The sequence below is a fragment of the Aneurinibacillus aneurinilyticus ATCC 12856 genome, assembly GCF_000466385.1.
Classification (GTDB): domain Bacteria; phylum Bacillota; class Bacilli; order Aneurinibacillales; family Aneurinibacillaceae; genus Aneurinibacillus; species Aneurinibacillus aneurinilyticus.
Genome location: NZ_KE952902.1, coordinates 1 through 1,445 on the forward strand (window position 1 = coordinate 1; position 1,445 = coordinate 1,445).

Below are 1,445 nucleotides of genomic sequence, written 5' to 3' on the forward strand. Positions count from 1 at the left end.
GATACCCAGATCTGACTTGCGATGAAGATCGAGGAGTAGGCTCCGAAAATCAGGCCGATAATGAGGGCCAGTGTAAAGTGGCGAATGCTTTCTCCACCGAAAATGTAGAGCGCTGCCGCACAAATGACGACCGTCAGTACGGTATTGATGGAACGGGCCAGCGTCTGATCAATACTATGATTTACGACGTTCTCCACGTCCTGTACCGTCTTCAGCTTGGCATGCTTCAGATTGTCGCGAATCCGGTCAAAGATAATGATGTTATCGTGAATGGAATAGCCGACAATCGTCAGAATGGCTGCAATAAAGGTCAGCTCCACTTCAATCTGAAAAATGCTGAACAGCGTAATGACCAGAAAGACGTTATGCAAAAGCGCAAGAATCGACGATACGGCAAACCGGAATTCGAAGCGTATCGTAATGTACAGGACGATACCAACAGAAGCAAGCAGGACCGAATAGAGGGCCGAACGGGCCAACTCACGGCTAATAATCGGATTTACCGTACTTTCCTGCAACGATACACCTTTACCGTATTTATCCTCCATCGCTTTCGTTAGCTTGGCGAACTCGTCTTTATGAATCGGCTCCGCAAACTGGATAACGGCCATGTCCTTCTTGTCGCCTGCGGTCGTTATGCTCCCCGAGTGCAATCCAATCTGTTCCACGGCCTGCTTCACATCCGCTTCTTTGAACGTGTGGCCGATTTGCACCTGTACCCTTGTCCCGCTTTTAAAGTCAACGCCAAGGTTCAGTCCCATCGTCAGCATGGATACAATCCCTGCAATAATCAGCAGCGCGGATACGATAAAATATTTTTTTCTGTGTTTTACAAAGTCGAATCGGTATTCATCAAACTTATAATTCACGGATGTCACGCTCCTTTACCCCATAATAGCCGGGCTTGTTGAATAGATTGGAGCGTACGGCCAGGTTCATCAAGAAACGGGAGCCTGCCACCGCTGTAATCATGCTCACAATAATGCTCAGAATAAGAGTGACCGCAAATCCACGGATCGCGCTTGAACCAAAATAAAACAGAACAAGAGAGGCAATGATGCTGGTCACATTCGCATCAAGAATCGTGCTTAAGGAGCGCTTGGAACCAGCCCGCAGTGCGGACAGATACGATTTGCCGCTCCGCAGTTCTTCTTTAATCCGTTCATACATAATGATGTTGGCATCGACCGCCATCCCGATCCCGAGAATAAAGGCCGCGATACCCGGCAAGGTAAGTGTAGCCCCCATGAGATTTTGCACAAGGAGCAGCAGATAAATATAGGCTACCAATGTAATGCAGGCAATGACGCCAGGAATACGATAATACACAATCATAAACAATAGAACGATAATTGTACCGATGATACCGGCCTCTACCCCATTTTTCAGGGCTTCTTGTCCGAGCTTCGCCCCGACGCTCGTCGAGAATACTTCCTTCATCTTAA

Annotated in this window: 2 protein-coding genes; both read right to left on the reverse strand. The window is 47.9% G+C overall.

Annotated elements, in window-relative coordinates; genetic code table 11:
* A partial coding sequence (secF, locus tag HMPREF0083_RS26745) for a protein translocase subunit SecF (protein ID WP_021624372.1) occupies nucleotides 1-869 on the reverse strand: 869 nt, incomplete at its 3' end.
* Nucleotides 859-1,445: preprotein translocase subunit SecD (locus tag HMPREF0083_RS26750; protein WP_021624373.1), on the reverse strand; the 587-nt coding region annotated here is incomplete at its 5' end. The genes HMPREF0083_RS26750 and secF, both read right to left, overlap by 11 nt.